The 16,974-nt window shown below is 37.0% G+C and carries 16 protein-coding genes; 6 read left to right on the top strand and 10 right to left on the bottom strand.

What is annotated here, in order from left to right; genetic code table 11:
* The 4 genes from HDC90_RS03250 to HDC90_RS03235 all read right to left on the bottom strand — a co-directional run bounded on the left by HDC90_RS03250 (window position 1) and on the right by HDC90_RS03235 (window position 4,421).
* Window positions 1-1,053, bottom strand: coding sequence for a type III polyketide synthase (locus HDC90_RS03250; protein WP_184463839.1), 1,053 nt, complete (start codon window positions 1,051-1,053; stop codon window positions 1-3).
* Complete coding sequence (locus HDC90_RS03245; protein WP_184463838.1) at window positions 1,050-1,763, bottom strand: methyltransferase domain-containing protein; 714 nt, start codon at window positions 1,761-1,763, stop codon at window positions 1,050-1,052. The genes HDC90_RS03250 and HDC90_RS03245 overlap by 4 nt, the downstream gene beginning before the upstream one ends.
* Window positions 1,764-2,945 (bottom strand): NAD(P)/FAD-dependent oxidoreductase, encoded by a 1,182-nt coding sequence (locus tag HDC90_RS03240; protein WP_255497462.1) that lies wholly within the window; start codon window positions 2,943-2,945, stop codon window positions 1,764-1,766.
* A 336-nt stretch (window positions 2,946-3,281) separates the two neighbouring features.
* Window positions 3,282-4,421, bottom strand: coding sequence for a sterol desaturase family protein (locus tag HDC90_RS03235; protein ID WP_184463837.1), 1,140 nt, complete (start codon window positions 4,419-4,421; stop codon window positions 3,282-3,284).
* 458 nt (window positions 4,422-4,879) lie between these two features.
* On the opposite strand from HDC90_RS03235, the gene lpxK reads away from it, so the two are divergent.
* The 3 genes from lpxK to HDC90_RS03220 are packed head-to-tail and all read left to right on the top strand — an operon-like array spanning window position 4,880 to window position 8,736.
* Window positions 4,880-5,941, top strand: coding sequence for a tetraacyldisaccharide 4'-kinase (gene lpxK / locus HDC90_RS03230; RefSeq protein ID WP_184463836.1), 1,062 nt, complete (start codon window positions 4,880-4,882; stop codon window positions 5,939-5,941).
* A complete protein-coding gene (locus HDC90_RS03225) occupies window positions 5,913-6,728 on the top strand; it encodes a purine-nucleoside phosphorylase (protein ID WP_184463835.1) in 816 nt (271 codons plus the stop codon). Before lpxK ends, HDC90_RS03225 begins: the two co-directional genes overlap by 29 nt.
* 1 nt (window position 6,729) lies before the next feature.
* On the top strand, window positions 6,730-8,736 hold the full coding sequence (locus HDC90_RS03220) for a putative porin (protein ID WP_184463834.1): 2,007 nt from the start codon (window positions 6,730-6,732) through the stop codon (window positions 8,734-8,736).
* A gap of 72 nt (window positions 8,737-8,808) precedes the next feature.
* Here the strand turns inward: HDC90_RS03220 and HDC90_RS03215 are convergent, their stop codons facing one another.
* The gene (locus tag HDC90_RS03215) at window positions 8,809-9,549 is read right to left on the bottom strand and encodes an outer membrane beta-barrel protein (RefSeq protein ID WP_184463833.1); all 741 of its coding nucleotides are present in this window, start codon (window positions 9,547-9,549) and stop codon (window positions 8,809-8,811) included.
* A gap of 283 nt (window positions 9,550-9,832) precedes the next feature.
* On the bottom strand, window positions 9,833-11,014 hold the full coding sequence (locus HDC90_RS03210) for an asparagine synthetase B (RefSeq protein ID WP_184464060.1): 1,182 nt from the start codon (window positions 11,012-11,014) through the stop codon (window positions 9,833-9,835).
* A gap of 233 nt (window positions 11,015-11,247) precedes the next feature.
* Between HDC90_RS03210 and HDC90_RS03205 the strand changes: the two genes are divergently transcribed.
* Entirely contained in the window at window positions 11,248-11,709 is a 462-nt protein-coding gene (locus HDC90_RS03205; protein WP_086547682.1) for a peptidylprolyl isomerase, read from the top strand.
* A 111-nt stretch (window positions 11,710-11,820) separates the two neighbouring features.
* Complete coding sequence (locus tag HDC90_RS03200) at window positions 11,821-12,363, top strand: DUF5606 domain-containing protein (protein WP_184463831.1); 543 nt, start codon at window positions 11,821-11,823, stop codon at window positions 12,361-12,363.
* Window positions 12,364-12,424: 61 nt separating this feature from the next.
* On the opposite strand, the gene HDC90_RS25445 is transcribed toward HDC90_RS03200, so the two are convergent.
* The 3 genes from HDC90_RS25445 to HDC90_RS03190 all read right to left on the bottom strand — a co-directional run bounded on the left by HDC90_RS25445 (window position 12,425) and on the right by HDC90_RS03190 (window position 13,808).
* Window positions 12,425-12,553, bottom strand: a complete 129-nt coding sequence (locus HDC90_RS25445) for a hypothetical protein (RefSeq protein WP_255497459.1) — start codon at window positions 12,551-12,553, stop codon at window positions 12,425-12,427.
* Window positions 12,554-12,616: 63 nt separating this feature from the next.
* Complete coding sequence (rlmH, locus tag HDC90_RS03195; protein WP_132398645.1) at window positions 12,617-13,090, bottom strand: 23S rRNA (pseudouridine(1915)-N(3))-methyltransferase RlmH; 474 nt, start codon at window positions 13,088-13,090, stop codon at window positions 12,617-12,619.
* 85 nt (window positions 13,091-13,175) lie between these two features.
* On the bottom strand, window positions 13,176-13,808 hold the full coding sequence (locus HDC90_RS03190; RefSeq protein ID WP_184463829.1) for a DUF6266 family protein: 633 nt from the start codon (window positions 13,806-13,808) through the stop codon (window positions 13,176-13,178).
* A 289-nt stretch (window positions 13,809-14,097) separates the two neighbouring features.
* Between HDC90_RS03190 and HDC90_RS03185 the strand changes: the two genes are divergently transcribed.
* A complete protein-coding gene (locus HDC90_RS03185) occupies window positions 14,098-15,912 on the top strand; it encodes a DNA mismatch repair protein MutS (RefSeq protein ID WP_184463827.1) in 1,815 nt (604 codons plus the stop codon).
* A gap of 107 nt (window positions 15,913-16,019) precedes the next feature.
* Here the strand turns inward: HDC90_RS03185 and HDC90_RS03180 are convergent, their stop codons facing one another.
* Window positions 16,020-16,904 carry an AraC family transcriptional regulator gene (locus tag HDC90_RS03180; protein ID WP_184463825.1) on the bottom strand — a complete coding sequence of 295 codons (885 nt, stop codon included), beginning with the start codon at window positions 16,902-16,904 and terminating at the stop codon, window positions 16,020-16,022.
* Between the last annotated feature and the right edge of the window lie 70 nt (window positions 16,905-16,974).

Here is a 16,974-nt window from a genome sequence, read left to right as displayed (position 1 = left end):
TTACCATTGTAAAAGTATGCGTTGTGCTGAAAACCCTGGTCCGAAGCTTAACATCAGCCCTTTCTCTCCCGGCATTGGCTTTTTATCCATAATCCGCTCCAAAACATAGAGTACTGTAGCGCTGCTCATGTTTCCGTAAAGCCTTAAAACTTCCTTCGTTTCGTTTATGTTTTTGCCAAGCTGTCCAAATAGTTCTTCAACAACCTGGATAATCTTTTTTCCGCCCGGATGGAAGATCAAATGGTCTATATCGTTAATTTCGAATCCGTTTTTTGTCAGAAATGGATGGATAATATTAGGGAAATGATTGGCAATGGTTTCTGGAACAGCCACATCTAATACCATTTGCAGTCCCGTATTGGTCAGTTTAAAGCCCATCATCTCCTCTGCATCATAAAAATGGTACATTTCTTCGGCTAAAATTTCTGGCCCGGTATCTTCTTCACTAGAACTTAACAGTACACAGGCGGCACCATCGCCAAATATTGCTGCGCTTACAATGTTGGCCATCGAAAAATCGTTTAATTGGAAGGTTGCTGTTGGCGATTCTACCGCAATAACTGCTGCGCGTTTACCTGGATTGGCTTTCAGAAAATTCTTGGCGTAAATCATTCCTGATACACCCGCAGCGCAACCCATTTCGGTTACAGGTAAACGAACAATGTTTTGACGCAGTTTGAGTAGATTAATCAGGTAGGCATCTAAAGAAGGGATCATAATTCCAGTGCAGCTTACTGTAATGATGTAGTCTAAATCCTGCGCCTGCCAACTGGCTTTTTCGAGTGCAGTTTCCAAACATTTAGCTCCCAGCTTTATCCCCTCGCTCACATAAATATTGTTTCGCTCCTCAAAACTTAAATCACTAAAAACCTCTTCGGGCGACATAATCGAGTATCTTTTATCTACTGCGGCGCTTTCAAAAATCTTTTTTACCTTTCTGATAAAGCGATCATCCTGATCTTTTAGCCAAATATCTAAAAATGGTAAAATATCAGCAGTCGATCGCCAAAATTCTGGTAAGGCTTTACTTACAGCTTTTACGGTTACGCTCATGTTGTTTTAATTATCCATTGGTAGCGGAAAGCCCATTTCCATTTTATTGAACTCGACTTTACCTTTAATTTTTCGGTATATTTAAGCAAATCTGCTCTTTTAAATCCACGTAGAATTGATATTAAACCGTCTGCTCTCGACATATCGTTTAAACGGAAAACATAACACAGCGCTTTAAAAAGGTAATATGCTATTGCACTCCTTTGCAGGTCGTTTATTACAATACCCATTGTTGCCGATTTTTTAAAATTGTTTAACAGGTCAATAATTTCTTCATCTTTAAAATGATGTAATGTTAAAGTACAGAGTATAATATCGCAAGGTTCTGTTTTACTTAAATCATCAAAAATATTGCTGCAGGCATAGGTTATATCCGGGTAGTTGGTAGACAAACTTTGCGCATGATTTATTGTAAATTGATTAGCATCTATCCCTTTTAAAATAAAATGTAAACCTTGTTTTTTTGCATAATCGGCCAAAGTGCGTAACATATCTCCATTTCCGCAACCCATATCAGTAATACGTATAACTTGATCCGAAGGTTTGCTGGCGATTAAGATTTTAACCCCTGCACGTGTAACTTTATTTCCTCCAAGAAGTTGGTTAATGTTGGCTATTTTGTCAAGTGCATCGCGTAATATTTCACCTTCCATAGCAAAATCATCCATAATCTCTGGTGCGGTACTTCTATATGTGGTATCTACTGGCATTTATAATGAAATTGTGATGGGTTTGCCATGTGTTTGTTTTATTATTTTATGGAGTAGAAAAGGCATTTTAATCAATGCATTTATGGCTAAACTTTCAACGTTAGTATTCCTTAGCAGGGAAGATAACATTCTTCCCATTTTTAAGCGGCTTTTAAATTCCCTGTTCCAGTGTGCAGTGTAACTTTCTTCCAGTGCTGCACGAGCGCTTATCTGACCTTCTATTCTTTGATACAAAAGCGCTGAAGCAATTTTGGCAGCGTGAATGGCCATGGCCATACCATTTCCGCAAAGCGGATGAATTAATCCGGCAGTATCACCGATCATTAAAATGTGGTTATATACAGGTTCTTTACTTTCAAAAGAAATCTGAGCGATGGTTAACGGAGCATCGAATAAACTTGTTGCACTTTCGAAAATAGCCCTCAGATACCTGTTTTTATAGAGTACATTTTCTTGAAAGGCAAGCGGGTTTTTGTGCTTTTTGAAACGCTCATAGTTGGCTAGATAGCAGATATTCAAGCGATCATTTTCGACCTTTGAAACACCGCAATAGCCACCTTCAAAATTATGCAGGCTAACCAGATTATTCGGAAAGTTGGCTTTGTAATGTGCTTTAACTGCCAGGTAGGGCGATTGGTTATTAATGAAACTCCGGTTTAGCTTAATATCAATAGCCGATCTTTTTCCATAAGCACCAATAACGTAAGCTGCAACAAAAGAGTGGTTTGCAGCCGCTACAGTAAATTGGTTATTGGCAAAATTTATTTCTATAACGCAATCTTGAACAATGTTTACTTTTCTCCTGATCAGTTCGCTATACAAATAATGATCGATGGTATATCTGCTTAAACCCAAACCACCCAATGGCAATTTTGTCTGTATACTTTTGCCAAGATTTGAGGTGAAAAGCAGGTCGGTGATGAATGTAGGTGCAAGATTTTTGATATCAAGACCAAGCCATTCAAAATAGGGGAGCACTTCATTAGAAATATATTCGCCACAAACTTTATGGCGGGGATAACTATCTTTCTCGATCAATGTAACATTTAAACCCAGCTTATTCAGGTGAAGTGCAGCGGTTAAACCTGCCAATCCACCACCAATAATTAAAATTTCTGTTTCGGCCTGCATATTATAAGATGGGAACCCCAATATAACATTTAAAATTCGGGTTTGTTCCATTTAAGCTTCTTTAACCCAGAAATTAGAGAGAAAAACACTGAGGGCACGGAATTGAGTGTGCCAGCATCCTGTCAGATGTTAGCATTAATGTCCTGTTACCATCTGACAGGAATATTATGATTTTGTGGCTGTTTTTCTAATGGGTTCAAAAACCTTTAATAGCAGCAGGGCTAGTTTTTCTTAAACGGTATTGCAGAGGTATCCTCTTGTTTCCTTCAAAACAAGAGATTTAGCGAAAAGCCCGACTAGCATTAATAATGCTTACATCCATTGCTTTTCTAATAATTCTTATGAAATATTATCCCCACCGGGGTTAGTTTTTAAACATACGTTTTCTTATCTATCACTACGTTCTTCCATATTCAAATCGGTATCAAAAGGGCTTTTTGTAAAGGGATAAATAGATTGTTTAACAAAGCCTTTCGGGTAGGCTGCTTCGTGTACACCTGTTCCGGCGGGCCATTCTTTGCCTGGTAAGTAATAGGTGCCAAACATCATATCAATAAATGGAAATATTGAAGCAAAATTGTGCCCATAATATTTAGGATCTTCACAATGGTGCCAATGGTGATATTGAGGGGTGGTAAAAATGTATTTTAATGGACCAAAATTAATCCTGGTGTTGGCATGGATAAGGACGGCATGGATGGCAATAAATATAATGTACACATTGAAAACGGTAGATGAAAAGCCCAAAATGTAAAGTGGGATAAAAGTCATTGCCCTGGTGAAAAATATATCAATAAAATGGGTCCGGCTTCCGGCCAGCCAATCCATATTTTGTGTAGAATGGTGTATGGAATGGAAGCGCCATAAGGCTACGCGGGTATGGAAAAAACGATGCGCCCAATACTGAAACAAATCGGTGCTAAAAAAAGCCAAAAACAAAGCCACTATAAATGGAAGCCCCTGTACCCAGGTATGCAATTTATCTAAACCTATCCAGCCAAAAAATAATACGGCAGGTTTTTGGGTTACAATACCGAAAAACTGGATAAAAAGGTGACTGATTACAAAATAGGTTAAATCGGTACGCCATTCTTCATGGAATTTGGTCTGCTCATTATTTTTGGGGAAGAATAATTCTAATGGAACAAAAATGGCAACCATTAACAGCAGGTCTAAAATCATCCAATCCAGACCAAAATGCCAGCTCGATTTGGCCACATCTCTGCCTTCTACACTTAAAGCGCCTAATATTACCGCTAAAGCACCAAGTGCAAAACCCGGCCAGGCCCATTTTAGTTTTTTACTGAGAATTAAACTCAACAATGAAAAAAAGAATGCTGCTATAACACCTCCAAGCATCAGCGCTTCCATGCTGTTTTTGGTATATATTTCGCGAAACTCGGGTGTGGTGAGTTTTTCAGGATAATGAAAACACAGGATGCCTAAAAGCGCCAAAATGGCTAAAAAAATAGAAATATACCCACTAATCTGGCCTTGGCCCACTACTAATCTTTTGTTCGGAGACATTAAAATAGGTTTTTTGGTAAACAACAATGATAATAAAAAAAGATAAAATAAATAACCTGTCGCCTCCATCTTTCTCTCGCAATACAAAAAACTTAAACTTATTTGTTGCCTTGTGGGGTAGTAAGATTTCCAATGGAGACAGAAATGACGATCTTTCTGAATATTGTTTCCTATTTGATCAATATTATCTTTAACCATTTTTCTTAAATGGGATTGCAGCGGTATCCTCTTGTTTCCTTCAAAACAAGAGATTTAGCGAAAAGCCCGACTAACGTTAATTATACTGCTGTTACTGCTTTTCTAAAAAACTTTAAAAATTTAGCTATCTCGTTTGCCATTATACTTATTAACATAAAATCCTTACAAACCATTTCACTTGCCTAACGGTTGCGCTATTGGGCATTTGGCCTAAGCCATGCCTTTCTTTTTTAAATAATCAGTATTTTTGAAACCACGATATGCTACTGAACTATCTACGTCTTTTACTACTCCCTTTTTCTATCATTTATGGGATGGCTATTCTCCTCCGTAAAAAACTTTATGATTGGGGATTAATACGCGCTGTAAAATTCGATTTGCCCATAATCTGTGTAGGCAACTTAGCCGTTGGTGGATCGGGCAAAACACCAACAACGGAATATTTGGTAAGGTTGTTGGCTAATTATAAAATAGCCATACTAAGTAGGGGATATGGCCGTAAAACGAAAGGTTTTAGGCTTGCCGATAGCACAGCAACTGCCGAAACGATAGGGGATGAACCTTTACAGTACCATCAAAAATTTGCCGCTGTTACCGTTGCCGTTTGTGAAGATCGAGTGAATGGCATTAAGCAATTGAAAGACAATCATGATTTAATTATCCTTGATGATGCCTTTCAGCACCGTGCGGTAAATGCAGGGTTTAACGTTTTGCTTTTTGAGTTTAGAAAATTGGGTACTCTGCAGTTTTTATTGCCAGCTGGAAATTTAAGAGATGTTTTCTCCTCGCGTAAAAGAGCAGATGTATTATTGGTCACAAAATCGCCAGTTCCCTTGTTACATGTTGCCCAGCAGGCTTCGGTAAATGAGCTACAGCCAAATGCAAATCAACCTGTATTACATTCGTATTTAAAGTATGGCGATCTTATACACTTATACCAAAACGAAAGCCGTACGCTCGATTCGATTAAAGGTTTCGAAATTTTCCTGCTCACCGGAATTGCAAATCCAGATCCGTTAATAGAAGCGCTTGAAAAATATGCCAAAACCATTAAACACCAAGAATTTCCGGATCATTATGCTTTTAAAAATGATGATATTAAGAAGTTTAAATCGGTTTTTATGGCCAATATTAAAAAAGATAAAATCATTATCACAACAGAAAAGGATAGCAAGCGTTTAAGAGCTACCGGATTTAAAGATTTACTGGTAGATTTACCTGTATATTATTTACCCATTGAGGTTGAATTATTTGAAAAAGATAAGATTACCTTTGACGAACTCATTTTAAATTATGTTAAGAGCAATAGAAGAAACCGTTGAATATATAAAACGTAAAACAGAGAACTTTAAGCCAGAAATAGGCATTATTTTAGGTACTGGCTTAGGTGGCTTAGTAAAAGAAATCGAAGTTGAGCATCAATTGATGTATTCTAATATTCCAAATTTTCCAATCTCTACCTTAGAGTTCCATAGTGGGAAACTGATTTTTGGAACATTAAATGGGAAGAAAATTATTGCCATGCAAGGGCGCTTACACTATTACGAAGGTTACAGCATGCAGCAGATCACCTTTCCGGTTAGGGTAATGAAAGGTCTGGGTATAGAAAACTTAATTGTATCTAATGCTGCGGGTTCGTTAAATCCTGAGTTTAAAAAGGGTGATTTAATGATTATCAGCGATCATATTAATCTGCAGCCGGATAACCCTTTACGGGGTTTAATTGAGAGCGAATTAGGGCCACGTTTTCCAGATATGAGCCAGCCCTATAAACGCGATATTATAGCCAAAGCGTTAGAAATAGCTAAAGATGTTGATATTAAGTGCCATAAAGGCGTATATGTTGCGGTTTCTGGCCCAAATTTAGAAACTAAAGCAGAATACAAATACCTGCGTTTAATTGGCGCTGATGCAGTTGGCATGAGTACTGTGCCTGAGGTTATTGTAGCCAACCACGCTGGTTTACCTGTTTTTGCCATCTCGGTATTAACAGACGAAGGTTTCCCAGAAGATCTGCAGCCTTTTAATTTAGATGAAATTTTAGCTGCAGCAGCTAAAGCCGAACCTAAAATGACAGAGATTTTAACCCGTTTAATTTCTGAACTATAAGATGCATAAAGCCGTTAAAATCTGTTTTTTTTTCTTGCTACTGTTAGGCATTAACAATGTCTTTGCACAAGATTTAAAAACAAGTGTTGGTACCAATAAAGAACTTGATTCGGTTAGGAAAAAGCTAGATGGGGGTAAAGATTCCGTAGTTTTTACAGCCAAATATATACGGTTTACCAAGTTGTCGCTAACTAAAGATAGTATTGTACTGCTGCCTTTAGATACTTCCACCACCAATATTCAGAATTATAGCCCGCTTTTACAGCCCCTGCACCCAACCATTAGTAACGGTAATATGGGTTTGGCGGCCAGGCCTTTATTGTATGAACCTAGTAAAAGGATTGGCTTTGATGTAGGCTTCCATTCGCTTGATTATTATGCTTTAACACCTGAAGATATTATTTACTATCAGGCCAGAACCCCCTTTACCAGCTTATATTTTGTTAGTGCAGGTCAAAAAGAACAGCTTTTTAGGGCTATCCATACGCAGAATATTAAAAAAAACTGGAATGTTGGAGTTAATTTTAACCGTGGTGATTCTAGAGGTTTTTATACCAGGCAACGTGGTGATAATTTGAATGTTGCCGTGTTTTCATGGTATCAATCGCCGAGCAAACGTTATAATATGTGGGCATCGGCAATTTTTAATACCATGCGTGCCTACGAGAATGGTTCTACAGTGGCTACCGGTTTATTCGATCCTGGTTATACAAAAATTGCAAGAGAGGCAGAGCCGGTAAATTTAGCAGACTCAAGAAATTTGTACCGTAAAAACACCATTTTCTTAAAGCAAACCTATTATGTAGGCAGGATAGATACCTCCGCAAATGCGAACAATGCTGTTTTACCAACCAATAAGGTTTCGTATACATTTGAGTATAATAACGACAGTTTCGATTTTTACAAAAATGGAGCGGATGTTAATAATGTACTGCCCCCGGGAATTGCAAGTACAGTATTTACGAATGATTCGACCCATGTAAAACATTTTAAAAATGAATTTACTTATAGTTTCTTTTTACGGCCAAAAAATAGTTCGGTTATTAAAAATGAATTAAAGGTTGATGCGGGTATAAGGCACGATTACTACAAACATGAATATTTTGGCATAAAACAAGATGCAACCAATTATGAACAAAGTAGGTTTGCTTATCAAAACATTACCATTTTAGGTGCAGCGGGTTATCGTTTTTCCAACAATATCGATTTCAATTTAGACCTACAACAAATTTTACAGGGTGAAAACGCAGGAGATTATTTGTACGAGGCAAAAAGTAAAATTCTTTTAGGTAAAACCATAGGAAGGATTGAATTGGGTGCATATGTACAAAACCAAACCCCAGCGGCTATTTTTAATTACTATCATGGCAATCATTACCAGTGGACAAACAGCGATTTCAAAAATACTAAAATTGCCAATTTATCATTTAATTATATCAACGATAAGTATGGTTTTACTGCAGGTGCTAAGTATTCCTTAACCAGTAACTACGTTTATTTTGCTGCAGACCATGCCAATGGTACAAACGCCATTTTGCCACAGCAAGCTACTGCCGATATTAGCTTAATTAGGCTAGACGTATCAAAGAAAACCAGGTTTGGTAAGTTTGTGATGGAAAATTATGTCGCTTATCAAAAAACAGATAAAAATACAGTATTAAGAACACCAGAACTGTATACTTATAACAGTATTTATTTTGATAATACTTTTTTCAAAGTATTAAAAGCTAACGTGGGATTTGATGTAAGGTATAATTCTGAATATGCAAACTATTTATATTCGCCGGCAACAGCTCAGTTTTATATTGATGAGCGCAATCCAACAAATATGGTTTCAAGACCGGTAATTGATGTTTTTTTTAAAGCAAATTTAAAGCGGGCAAATATTTTTGTTAAATATGATTTTGTAAATCAGGGGTTGTTTCAACCAGGTTATTACACTGTAAACAGGTACCCTATGCAAGATGCCTTACTAAAATTTGGGGTAAGCTGGAATTTTTACGACTAAATAATAAAGCATAAAAAAACCTTCCCGATTTTACACCGGGAAGGTTTTTTCCTTTTAAGGCTTTTCTTAGTCTTAGAATGAATAACCAACTGAGAAACCTAACACACGGTTAGTTAATTTATTCGAATTGGCTTGTCTGTCTTTTGGTGTTAAATCGGTTAAACCCAAACCATAGTTAGCACCTACTAAAAATCCAGAATTTGTACGGTAAGCTAAACCAAAGTTTGCACCAAAGTCTGTGCTGCCATAATTTTTGTCGTTTGCACTACCAAAAGAAAGGTCGCTATCATTAGAGTTGGTTACAGTTGCACTTGTGTTGTTGCTATTGTTAACCGTTGTAATGGTAGTTTGTCCTTTGTCTTTACCAGAGATATTAAAACCGATGTAAGGACCAGCACTGATCTGTACTGCACCAGCATCTCCTGTTGGGATTCTGAATACAGCGTTAATTGGAACCTCAATGGCCATTAGATTTGTTTTAACAGATGAGGTAGTTGTAATTGTACTATTACCAACTGTTGATGTACCTGTTGATTCAAACTTATTACCCTTGTTCTGTAATGATACTCCTGGTTGGATAAAGAAATTGTTTCCTACACCAAAATCACCAAAAGCGGTAACATTAAACCCAACATTGTTTTTTGCATTATCGTTAAAAGCATTGGCAGCATTATCACCTCCACCTGCATGAAACTTTGAAAGGTTAACACCAGCTTTAATTCCAAAACGTGCAGTTTCACCTGTCATTTGTGTTTGAGCGAAGGCACCTGTTGCCAATAAAATAACCGAAGCGCTTAATAGTAACTTTTTCATGATATTTTTCTTTTATAAAAATCTTGTTTAAATTTTCAGGTTTTACCCTGTTTGTTAATTACCTGTGCTAATCCAAAAGCTGTGCCAAAGTATCAAGTGTGTTACAATTGAGTGGCTAATACACTGGTTATCAGTATAATTTTTGGGGAATTTAAGTGTGGCTGTAACCCAGATCACAAATGGTATGAGGCGCCATTTACTGTATACATAACAGGAATATAGCAGGGAATCAACAATTTTTTAAACTCAAAAGGAATGATGCCAAAAGTTAAATTTTGATAAATTACGTTTTTTGAGGTTTCTTTTTTGCCGCAGGAAAAAGCACATTGTTGAGGATCAAGCGATACCCTGGCGAATTTGGATGTAGGCTTAAATCTGTTGGCGGATCACCTACAGCATGCTGATAATCTTCTGGATCGTGACCGCCATAAAAAGTAAACTGACCTTTGCCAATTTCGCCATGTAAATACCTTACCTCTGCCGCGCCTTTATTTTCACCCAGAACAGTTACGCTTGTTTTAACTAAACTCTTTCTGAATGCTGTGGTTTGCCCCATAAAACCTTTAATCACCTTATCGTGGTCTTGGGTAAGCATGGTTGGAACGAGGTCCCATTTGGCCGAAAAATCGAATAAAGTAAAATAATCGTTGGTTTGGTTAAGTGTACGGGTTTGGGTTGCATCTATATCCGAAAATTCATAGTTCATTGGGTTATTGTCTAACTTGAAATTCTGGAAGGCCAGGGTTTTATTAAAATCCAGTTTACTTTGTGCATTTGGATCAGCGGGATCACCGTCAAACATTTGCGCGCAGATATCTACACCTTCGGCAGCAAGGGCAATGTCGAAACTATCGGTGCCAGAGCACATGGCAAACAAAAAACCTCCACCGGCACAGTATTCTTTAATGTGTTTGGCAACGGCTAATTTCATTTCCGAAACCTTTTTATAGCCCATACGTTTGGCTAAGGTTTCCTGGTTTTTAACATCTTCCTGGTACCAGGTTGCATACCTGAAATTGGCCCAGAAACGACCATATTGCCCGGTAAAATCTTCGTGGTGCAAATGCAGCCAATCGTATTTGCTCAATTTGTCCTGAAGGATATCGTCATCATAAATTACATCGTACGGAATTTCGGCATAGGTTAAAACGAGTGTAACTGCATCATCCCATGGTAATTTGCTTTTTGGAGAGTAAACTGCAATTTTTGGCGTTTTCTCCAGTTTAACCATCTCCATATTCACAGCAGGATCACTGATTTCGTTTAGTAAACTCACCACTTTTCCATCGGCCATTACTTCGTAAGATACCCCACGGATTTTAAGCTCATCTTCAACGGTTTTATTGTATTTAATTAAAAAGCTTCCGCCACGATAATTTAAAAGCCAATCAACCTCCAGCTGTTTGCTGATCGTCCAATAGGCAATACCATATGCTTTAAGGTGGTTCTTTTGGTCTTCATCCATGTAAATCAACAAAGAAGAAGCCCTTAGCCCAAGGGAGCAAAGCAGGCAAATAAATAGGATATAATATTTCTTTATCAAATCGGTATGCTTAAAACACTAAAATACCGCATTTAAACTGTATAGAAAAATTTAATGATGTTATAAGTTATACAATTTTGTTATTTTTGCCCTCTACAAAAAAAATATGAAAGTTTTTTAGGTGAACAAAATTTAAAATTAGTACTGATATTGATATGAGTAAAGCAATAATAAAAACAGAAAAAGGCGATATGACCGTAGAATTCTACGAAAATGATGCGCCAAAAGCCGTTGCAAACTTTAAAAAATTAGCTAAAGAAGGCTTTTATGATGGTGTAACATTTCACCGCGTAATTCCTAACTTTATGGTTCAGGGCGGATGCCCAAATTCAAAAGATCCGGCTAAAGCACATTTGGCAGGTACTGGTGGCCCAGGTTATAAAATTGATTGCGAATTAGACGGAGAAAATCAATATCACGATCGTGGTGTTTTATCTATGGCGCATGCTGGCCGCAATACTGGTGGTTCACAATTTTTTATCTGCCATAGCAGAACAAATACGGCGCATTTAGACCGTAACCATACCTGCTTTGGTAAAGTAGTTGAGAATGTAGATCTTGTAGATGATATTCGCCAAGGTGATAAAATTTTAAACATTGAAGTTTTAGAAGATTAAAGCACTAATTGCTCATATTTAGATTTTAAAACATTAGAAATACGTTATGCGTTTGGTGGGCGGCAATTTGTTGCGCTAAACCCCAACCGCTAACCGCTAAACACACATCATATGAATTTAAGAGGAATTGTTGCCGTATCTGGCAGACCGGGTTTGTTTAAACTGGTTGGACAAAATAAAGTGGGTTACATTTTAGAGGGCTTAGATGCTCAAAAAACTAAAATTGTTGCCAACATCACGAATACCAAATTAGCTTCGTTAGAAGATATTACGGTGTATGGTGAAGATGAGGAAATTAAATTGGCAGATATTTTTGCCAAAATTTCTGCAAAAGGATCTACTCCAGACTTGAAAGGCGATTTACGTGCTTATTTCCTTGAAGTAGCTCCAGGCCACGACCAGGAGAAAGTTTATGCTTCTGATATGAAGAAAATCATTACCTGGTATAATTTGTTAAAAGATTTGCCTTTGTTTACTGAAGAAGCTCCGGAAACTCCGGGTACACCAGCAGAAGTTAAGCTATCAGAAGAAAAATCAGCTTCAGATAAGAAACCTAAAGCCAGTAGTGCAAAAGCATCAGCAAGTGCAAAAGCAACTACAAAAACTTCAGCTCCTGCTAAAAAAGCAAGTATGACCAGTAAAAAAGGCGTTTAAGCTTGATTTACTTTGTAATAGAGAACACCAGGCAAAATTTGTCTGGTGTTTTTTTATGGAATTAATCAAAAAAATACCAAAGCAGCGCTACAATCACCAATGAAGCAATAATACTGATCCATAAGTATTTGTTATTGCGGTTCTGATCGCTTTTATACCTGTATTCCCGCTTATATTTATCTAATAACATAATTTTTTTATTTAATGATGATTTTTATTTACCTTTTCAATATCTAATTCACATTGTCTATCTCTAAGCATGATGATAAGGTTCTCCTTTTAAAATGCTAAATCCCCGGTAAAGCTGCTCTACAAAAAACAACCTGATCATTTGATGAGAGAAGGTCATGTCAGACAGCGAAATTAATCCGTTTGCCCTTTTATAAATGGTTTCATCAAATCCATAAGGACCACCAATAATAAAAATCAAATGCTGTACACTACCCACCATCTGTTTATTTAGGTAGTTTGAAAATTCTACAGATGAATATTTTTTTCCTTTTTCATCCAACAAAATAACAACATCGCCATTGTTAATTTGTTTATGTAGTAATTCTGCCTCCTTTGCCTTTTGTTGAGCTTCGCTTAGATTTTTAACGTTTTTTACATCAGGTATGGCTAAAAAACTAAAATTAATATAATGTTTCAGGCGGTTAATGTATTTATCAATCCCTTCAATTAGATATTTATCTTCTGTTTTGCCAATGGCGATCAGTGTAATCTTCATTTATATTCCTTTATTTTTAAGCTTTGGAGTTTCAAACTTAGATAAATTGTTAGGTATTCATTGGCTAAATAAAAAAACAGTGTAACTAAAATTCAATGCTGCCCATATACTGGCTATTGCAGGCCCTTTCGCGGTCATTCGATAAAAAGGTAGCATAAATCTCTATTTTCTCGCCCCGGGATGTATCATCCAATTTAAAAGCACACTTACTACTGTGGCGCTCTGCCGCATTTAAGCTGGCCTGAAAGAAATTTAAATTGTTGCTATGGCAAACCAGTATGGCCATTAAATCGGTACCCAGAGCAGGAGCAATAAGGTTTGGCTGCCAAGTAAAATGTAACATTTCGTTTTCATGCCGCATCTGCAAGTCGAGTACTGGCGGCAGCGCACCTTTGCTAATAATTACTTTACTATAATCGATCGCAAAATCCGGGTATACCCCTGTTATAATCTCCTTGTTTAATCGGTGTGCTGCATTTTGCGCCGAATGTGCACCACTTTGATTTTTAAAGGTAACGTTGAAAAAACCAGATAAGGGATTTCTCCATTCGTTAAAGAATTTAAACCGGGCCCTGCTGGCCAGTTGCTTTAACGTGGGCGCTTTTTTAGATTGGGTAGGTACGCTCCTGATATAGTCTTTATTCCGATAGCTGTAACCAATTACAGACCCCACTTTTCCGGAAAAACCGCCTAAGGCACCATCTTTTAATCTTGCCATAACATGAAATACTTGTATTGATCTAATTTACATAATCTGTTAATTATAAGCAAACTAGATGCGTACTTTTAACGGATTAAAACCTGATTTATCCGATGGAGGTCCGATGAAAGTCCGATGAAGCTTCGGTTTTAATTCGTATTTATTACCTTATTGATATATCATGTTTAACTTACTTTACTGAACCATATCACACCCTGTGCTGATTTTTTGAAAAAAAAAGAAAGTTAAAAACAATTTATTTGTTGGTTCTGATACCTTTGGAAATATTATCACATTAAGATGGATCATGTTAAAAAAACAAACAGAAATAATAGCCGATTACGACCAAAAAATTAAACAGGTTACTGCAGATATAGATCAAACAAAAAAGCTGATCGATCAACTTTCGTTGCTCCGCATCGGTTTGTTCTTGGCCGAAATTTTATTTTTTGTGTTGTTGCTGCGCTCAGCAGATGACAGCCTGCGTACATTAATTCAAATTTGTTTATTACTGCCGGTTATTGCCTTCGCCTTTGTGGTTCGCAGACAAAGCCAGCTCGATCGTGAAATCGATTATAAAAAACAGCTTTTATGGGTTTATCAGAACGAATGGAACATTTTAAATGGTGCAGCTAACGGGTACGACCATGGTAAAGCTTTCGAATCTGAACTGCATCCTTATACTTCCGACCTTGATATTTTTGGTGCCTCATCGCTGTTTGCCTTAATTAACCGTTGTAGTACCAAAAGTGGAAATAAGCTCCTGGCCAAAAATTTTGCAGAAAAACCGACAAGTGATAAGATATTACGCCGTCAGGAAGCCATAAAAGAAATAAGAGATAAGATAGCAGAGACTTATAGTTTTAGGGCTAATCTACATGGTTATGATCCTGATAAAATAGAACAGATTAAAATACAGCTTAAACACCAATTAGGTGCGCAACTGGAATTTGTAAAGCGTAAATTTTTAAGGTTTTACGTGAAATTAGTGCCTTATATTTCTATTGTTTTAATTTTAGCAGCGCTGCTGATTAGTGGTGCTTTTTGGAAAGTATTGGCACTTTTAGTTGTGATCCATATCGGATGGAATGTATTATTGGGCTCAAAGATCAACAAGGTATTTTATAGCTTTGGTGGAAGTTCCAGCTTGCTTAACGGCTACGCCAGTGCTATTTTATGGACAGAAAATCAAAGTTGGAAAAGCAGCTATACATTAGATTTGCTCGATTCGAAAATCCCGGTAAGCAAAGAAATTAAAGGCCTTACCAAGATTATCGAAAATTTTGATGCCCGATTGAATATCATTGTGGGGGGAGTACTAAATGCCCTTTTGCTTTGGGATTTAAAATGTTGTATCAACCTCGATATCTGGTATAAATCCTCATCTGAGGATGTAATTTCTGCTCTCGATCATCTGGGCGATTTTGAAGAACTGATCTCATTGGCTACAACAGCTTACAATCAACCAGATTGGGTTTTCCCGGTACTATCAGATGGGTTTTCATTGTCTGGGACTCAAATTGGCCATCCACTCATAAACGAGAACTTAAGGGTAAGCAATGATTTTCATTTAGCAGCAAAACCAACCGTAGATATTGTAACGGGCTCTAACATGGCAGGTAAAAGTACCTTTCTGCGTACTTTGGGGATTAATATGGTACTGGCCTATGCAGGTGCAACTGTTTGTGCAGAAACGATGCAATTATCTGTTTTTTCGATTAACACCTATATGCGGATTAAAGATTCGCTGAATGAAAGTACCTCTACTTTTAAGGCCGAGCTCAACCGGCTAAAAATGATCTTGGATAATGTGGTTAAAGACAAAGATACTTTTGTATTGATTGATGAAATGCTGCGCGGTACAAACAGCCGGGATAAATATTTAGGGTCGAAGGTTTTTGTACAGAAGCTCATTACCGAAAAAACACCCGCACTTTTTGCTACCCACGATTTACAATTAGCAGACCTGATTGTTGATTATCCTGAAGCCCTTCGTAATTTTCATTTCGATATCCAGATTACCGCAGGCGAGATGAAATTTGATTATTTACTAAAGTTAGGACCATGTAAGACTTTTAATGCCGCAATCTTATTGAAGGAAATTGGTTTAACTTTAGATTAATTTGGTGTTAGATATTTCTATCTGACACGGTAAGGATGTTTTAACAATAAATATAACACAAAAATTCTGGCAGATGTTATCTCCTGCCAGCACTCCAAGCCATCTAACTAATTAAACCTATTGTCTCGGTATTGTTTTGGCGAAATGCCCATGATGCTCGAAAATAACCGACTAAAGTAATAAGGATCCTTAATGCCGATCTTTTGTGCAATTTCGTTAATTCGCAGGTTGGTAAAAAGTAAATACTGTGTTGTTTTCTGAATTTTGAGCTGGTTGAAGTAATCGATAGGTGAGGTTCCGGTTTTCTTTTTGAAAATAGCCGATAAATAGGAAGGTGAAAGGTAAACAGCCAAGGCCATTTCCTTTAAACTAAGCATCTTTTCAATATTTTTCCGCATAAAATCTATAAGCTCCTCAACTTTATCAGGTTCCATAATTTTATCGTTAATGAGATATTTATCGGTATAAACAACTTCAGCAATGTATTGGTGGAAACATAAATTGGCATAAATTATATTTTCTCTACTAAAACCTCTTTCTAATCGGTTGTAAATAGTTTCGAATAATATGTTCCGTTCTTCGCTAAAACCCGCATAGGCCTTATAATTCTGTAACGAAGCAACCAGTTGATCGGCACCTGTTCCTGAAAAATGGAACCAATAAATAGTCCATGGTAGCATGGGGTTGGCTTGGTAGGTATGTGCCGTTTCTTTTGGAATAATAATGAAATTACCCGCTTCAGCATGATAGTTGGTATCGTGAAATTCTACGTTTCCCTTTCCTTCTACGCAATAAATCAGAATATGCTGTTCCGCACCATTATTCCTTTTTATATAGTGATTCAATGCCTTACGGTAATAGCCAATATCGGTAATAAATAAATTGTTTATGATTTCATTTTTAGTACACTGTTTTATAAGCACATTCCTGGGGATGATTAAGGCTTTTTGAAAATCGAAACTATTTTTCTGTCCTACTTGGCGTTTCTCCATTGTTAATTCTTAATAAAAAGTAAGATAATCCATTTTTTGAGCAAGTTAATGCATTTTTGTGTTTTATTTT

Source organism: Pedobacter sp. AK013, assembly GCF_014205835.1.
In the GTDB taxonomy this organism is placed as follows: Bacteria; Bacteroidota; Bacteroidia; order Sphingobacteriales; family Sphingobacteriaceae; genus Pedobacter.
The sequence above is the reverse complement of the archived record's forward strand: the minus strand, read 5'-3'. Positions and strand labels throughout refer to the sequence as shown.

Excerpts from the sequence above, each read along its gene's own strand:
- HDC90_RS03205 (WP_086547682.1), top strand. The coding sequence starts at position 11,248 with ATGAGTAAAGCAATAATAAAAACAGAAAAAGGCGATATGACCGTAGAA.
- HDC90_RS03250 (WP_184463839.1), bottom strand. The coding sequence starts at position 1,053 with ATGAGCGTAACCGTAAAAGCTGTAAGTAAAGCCTTACCAGAATTTTGG.
- rlmH (WP_132398645.1), bottom strand. The coding sequence starts at position 13,090 with ATGAAGATTACACTGATCGCCATTGGCAAAACAGAAGATAAATATCTA.
- HDC90_RS03225 (WP_184463835.1), top strand. The coding sequence starts at position 5,913 with ATGTTAAGAGCAATAGAAGAAACCGTTGAATATATAAAACGTAAAACA.
- HDC90_RS03245 (WP_184463838.1), bottom strand. The coding sequence starts at position 1,763 with ATGCCAGTAGATACCACATATAGAAGTACCGCACCAGAGATTATGGAT.
- HDC90_RS03190 (WP_184463829.1), bottom strand. The coding sequence starts at position 13,808 with ATGGCAAGATTAAAAGATGGTGCCTTAGGCGGTTTTTCCGGAAAAGTG.
- HDC90_RS03215 (WP_184463833.1), bottom strand. The coding sequence starts at position 9,549 with ATGAAAAAGTTACTATTAAGCGCTTCGGTTATTTTATTGGCAACAGGT.
- HDC90_RS03200 (WP_184463831.1), top strand. The coding sequence starts at position 11,821 with ATGAATTTAAGAGGAATTGTTGCCGTATCTGGCAGACCGGGTTTGTTT.
- HDC90_RS03180 (WP_184463825.1), bottom strand. The coding sequence starts at position 16,904 with ATGGAGAAACGCCAAGTAGGACAGAAAAATAGTTTCGATTTTCAAAAA.
- lpxK (WP_184463836.1), top strand. The coding sequence starts at position 4,880 with ATGCTACTGAACTATCTACGTCTTTTACTACTCCCTTTTTCTATCATT.
- HDC90_RS03220 (WP_184463834.1), top strand. The coding sequence starts at position 6,730 with ATGCATAAAGCCGTTAAAATCTGTTTTTTTTTCTTGCTACTGTTAGGC.
- HDC90_RS03235 (WP_184463837.1), bottom strand. The coding sequence starts at position 4,421 with ATGTCTCCGAACAAAAGATTAGTAGTGGGCCAAGGCCAGATTAGTGGG.
- HDC90_RS03185 (WP_184463827.1), top strand. The coding sequence starts at position 14,098 with ATGTTAAAAAAACAAACAGAAATAATAGCCGATTACGACCAAAAAATT.
- HDC90_RS25445 (WP_255497459.1), bottom strand. The coding sequence starts at position 12,553 with ATGTTATTAGATAAATATAAGCGGGAATACAGGTATAAAAGCGATCAG.
- HDC90_RS03210 (WP_184464060.1), bottom strand. The coding sequence starts at position 11,014 with ATGGATGAAGACCAAAAGAACCACCTTAAAGCATATGGTATTGCCTAT.
- HDC90_RS03240 (WP_255497462.1), bottom strand. The coding sequence starts at position 2,945 with ATGGAACAAACCCGAATTTTAAATGTTATATTGGGGTTCCCATCTTAT.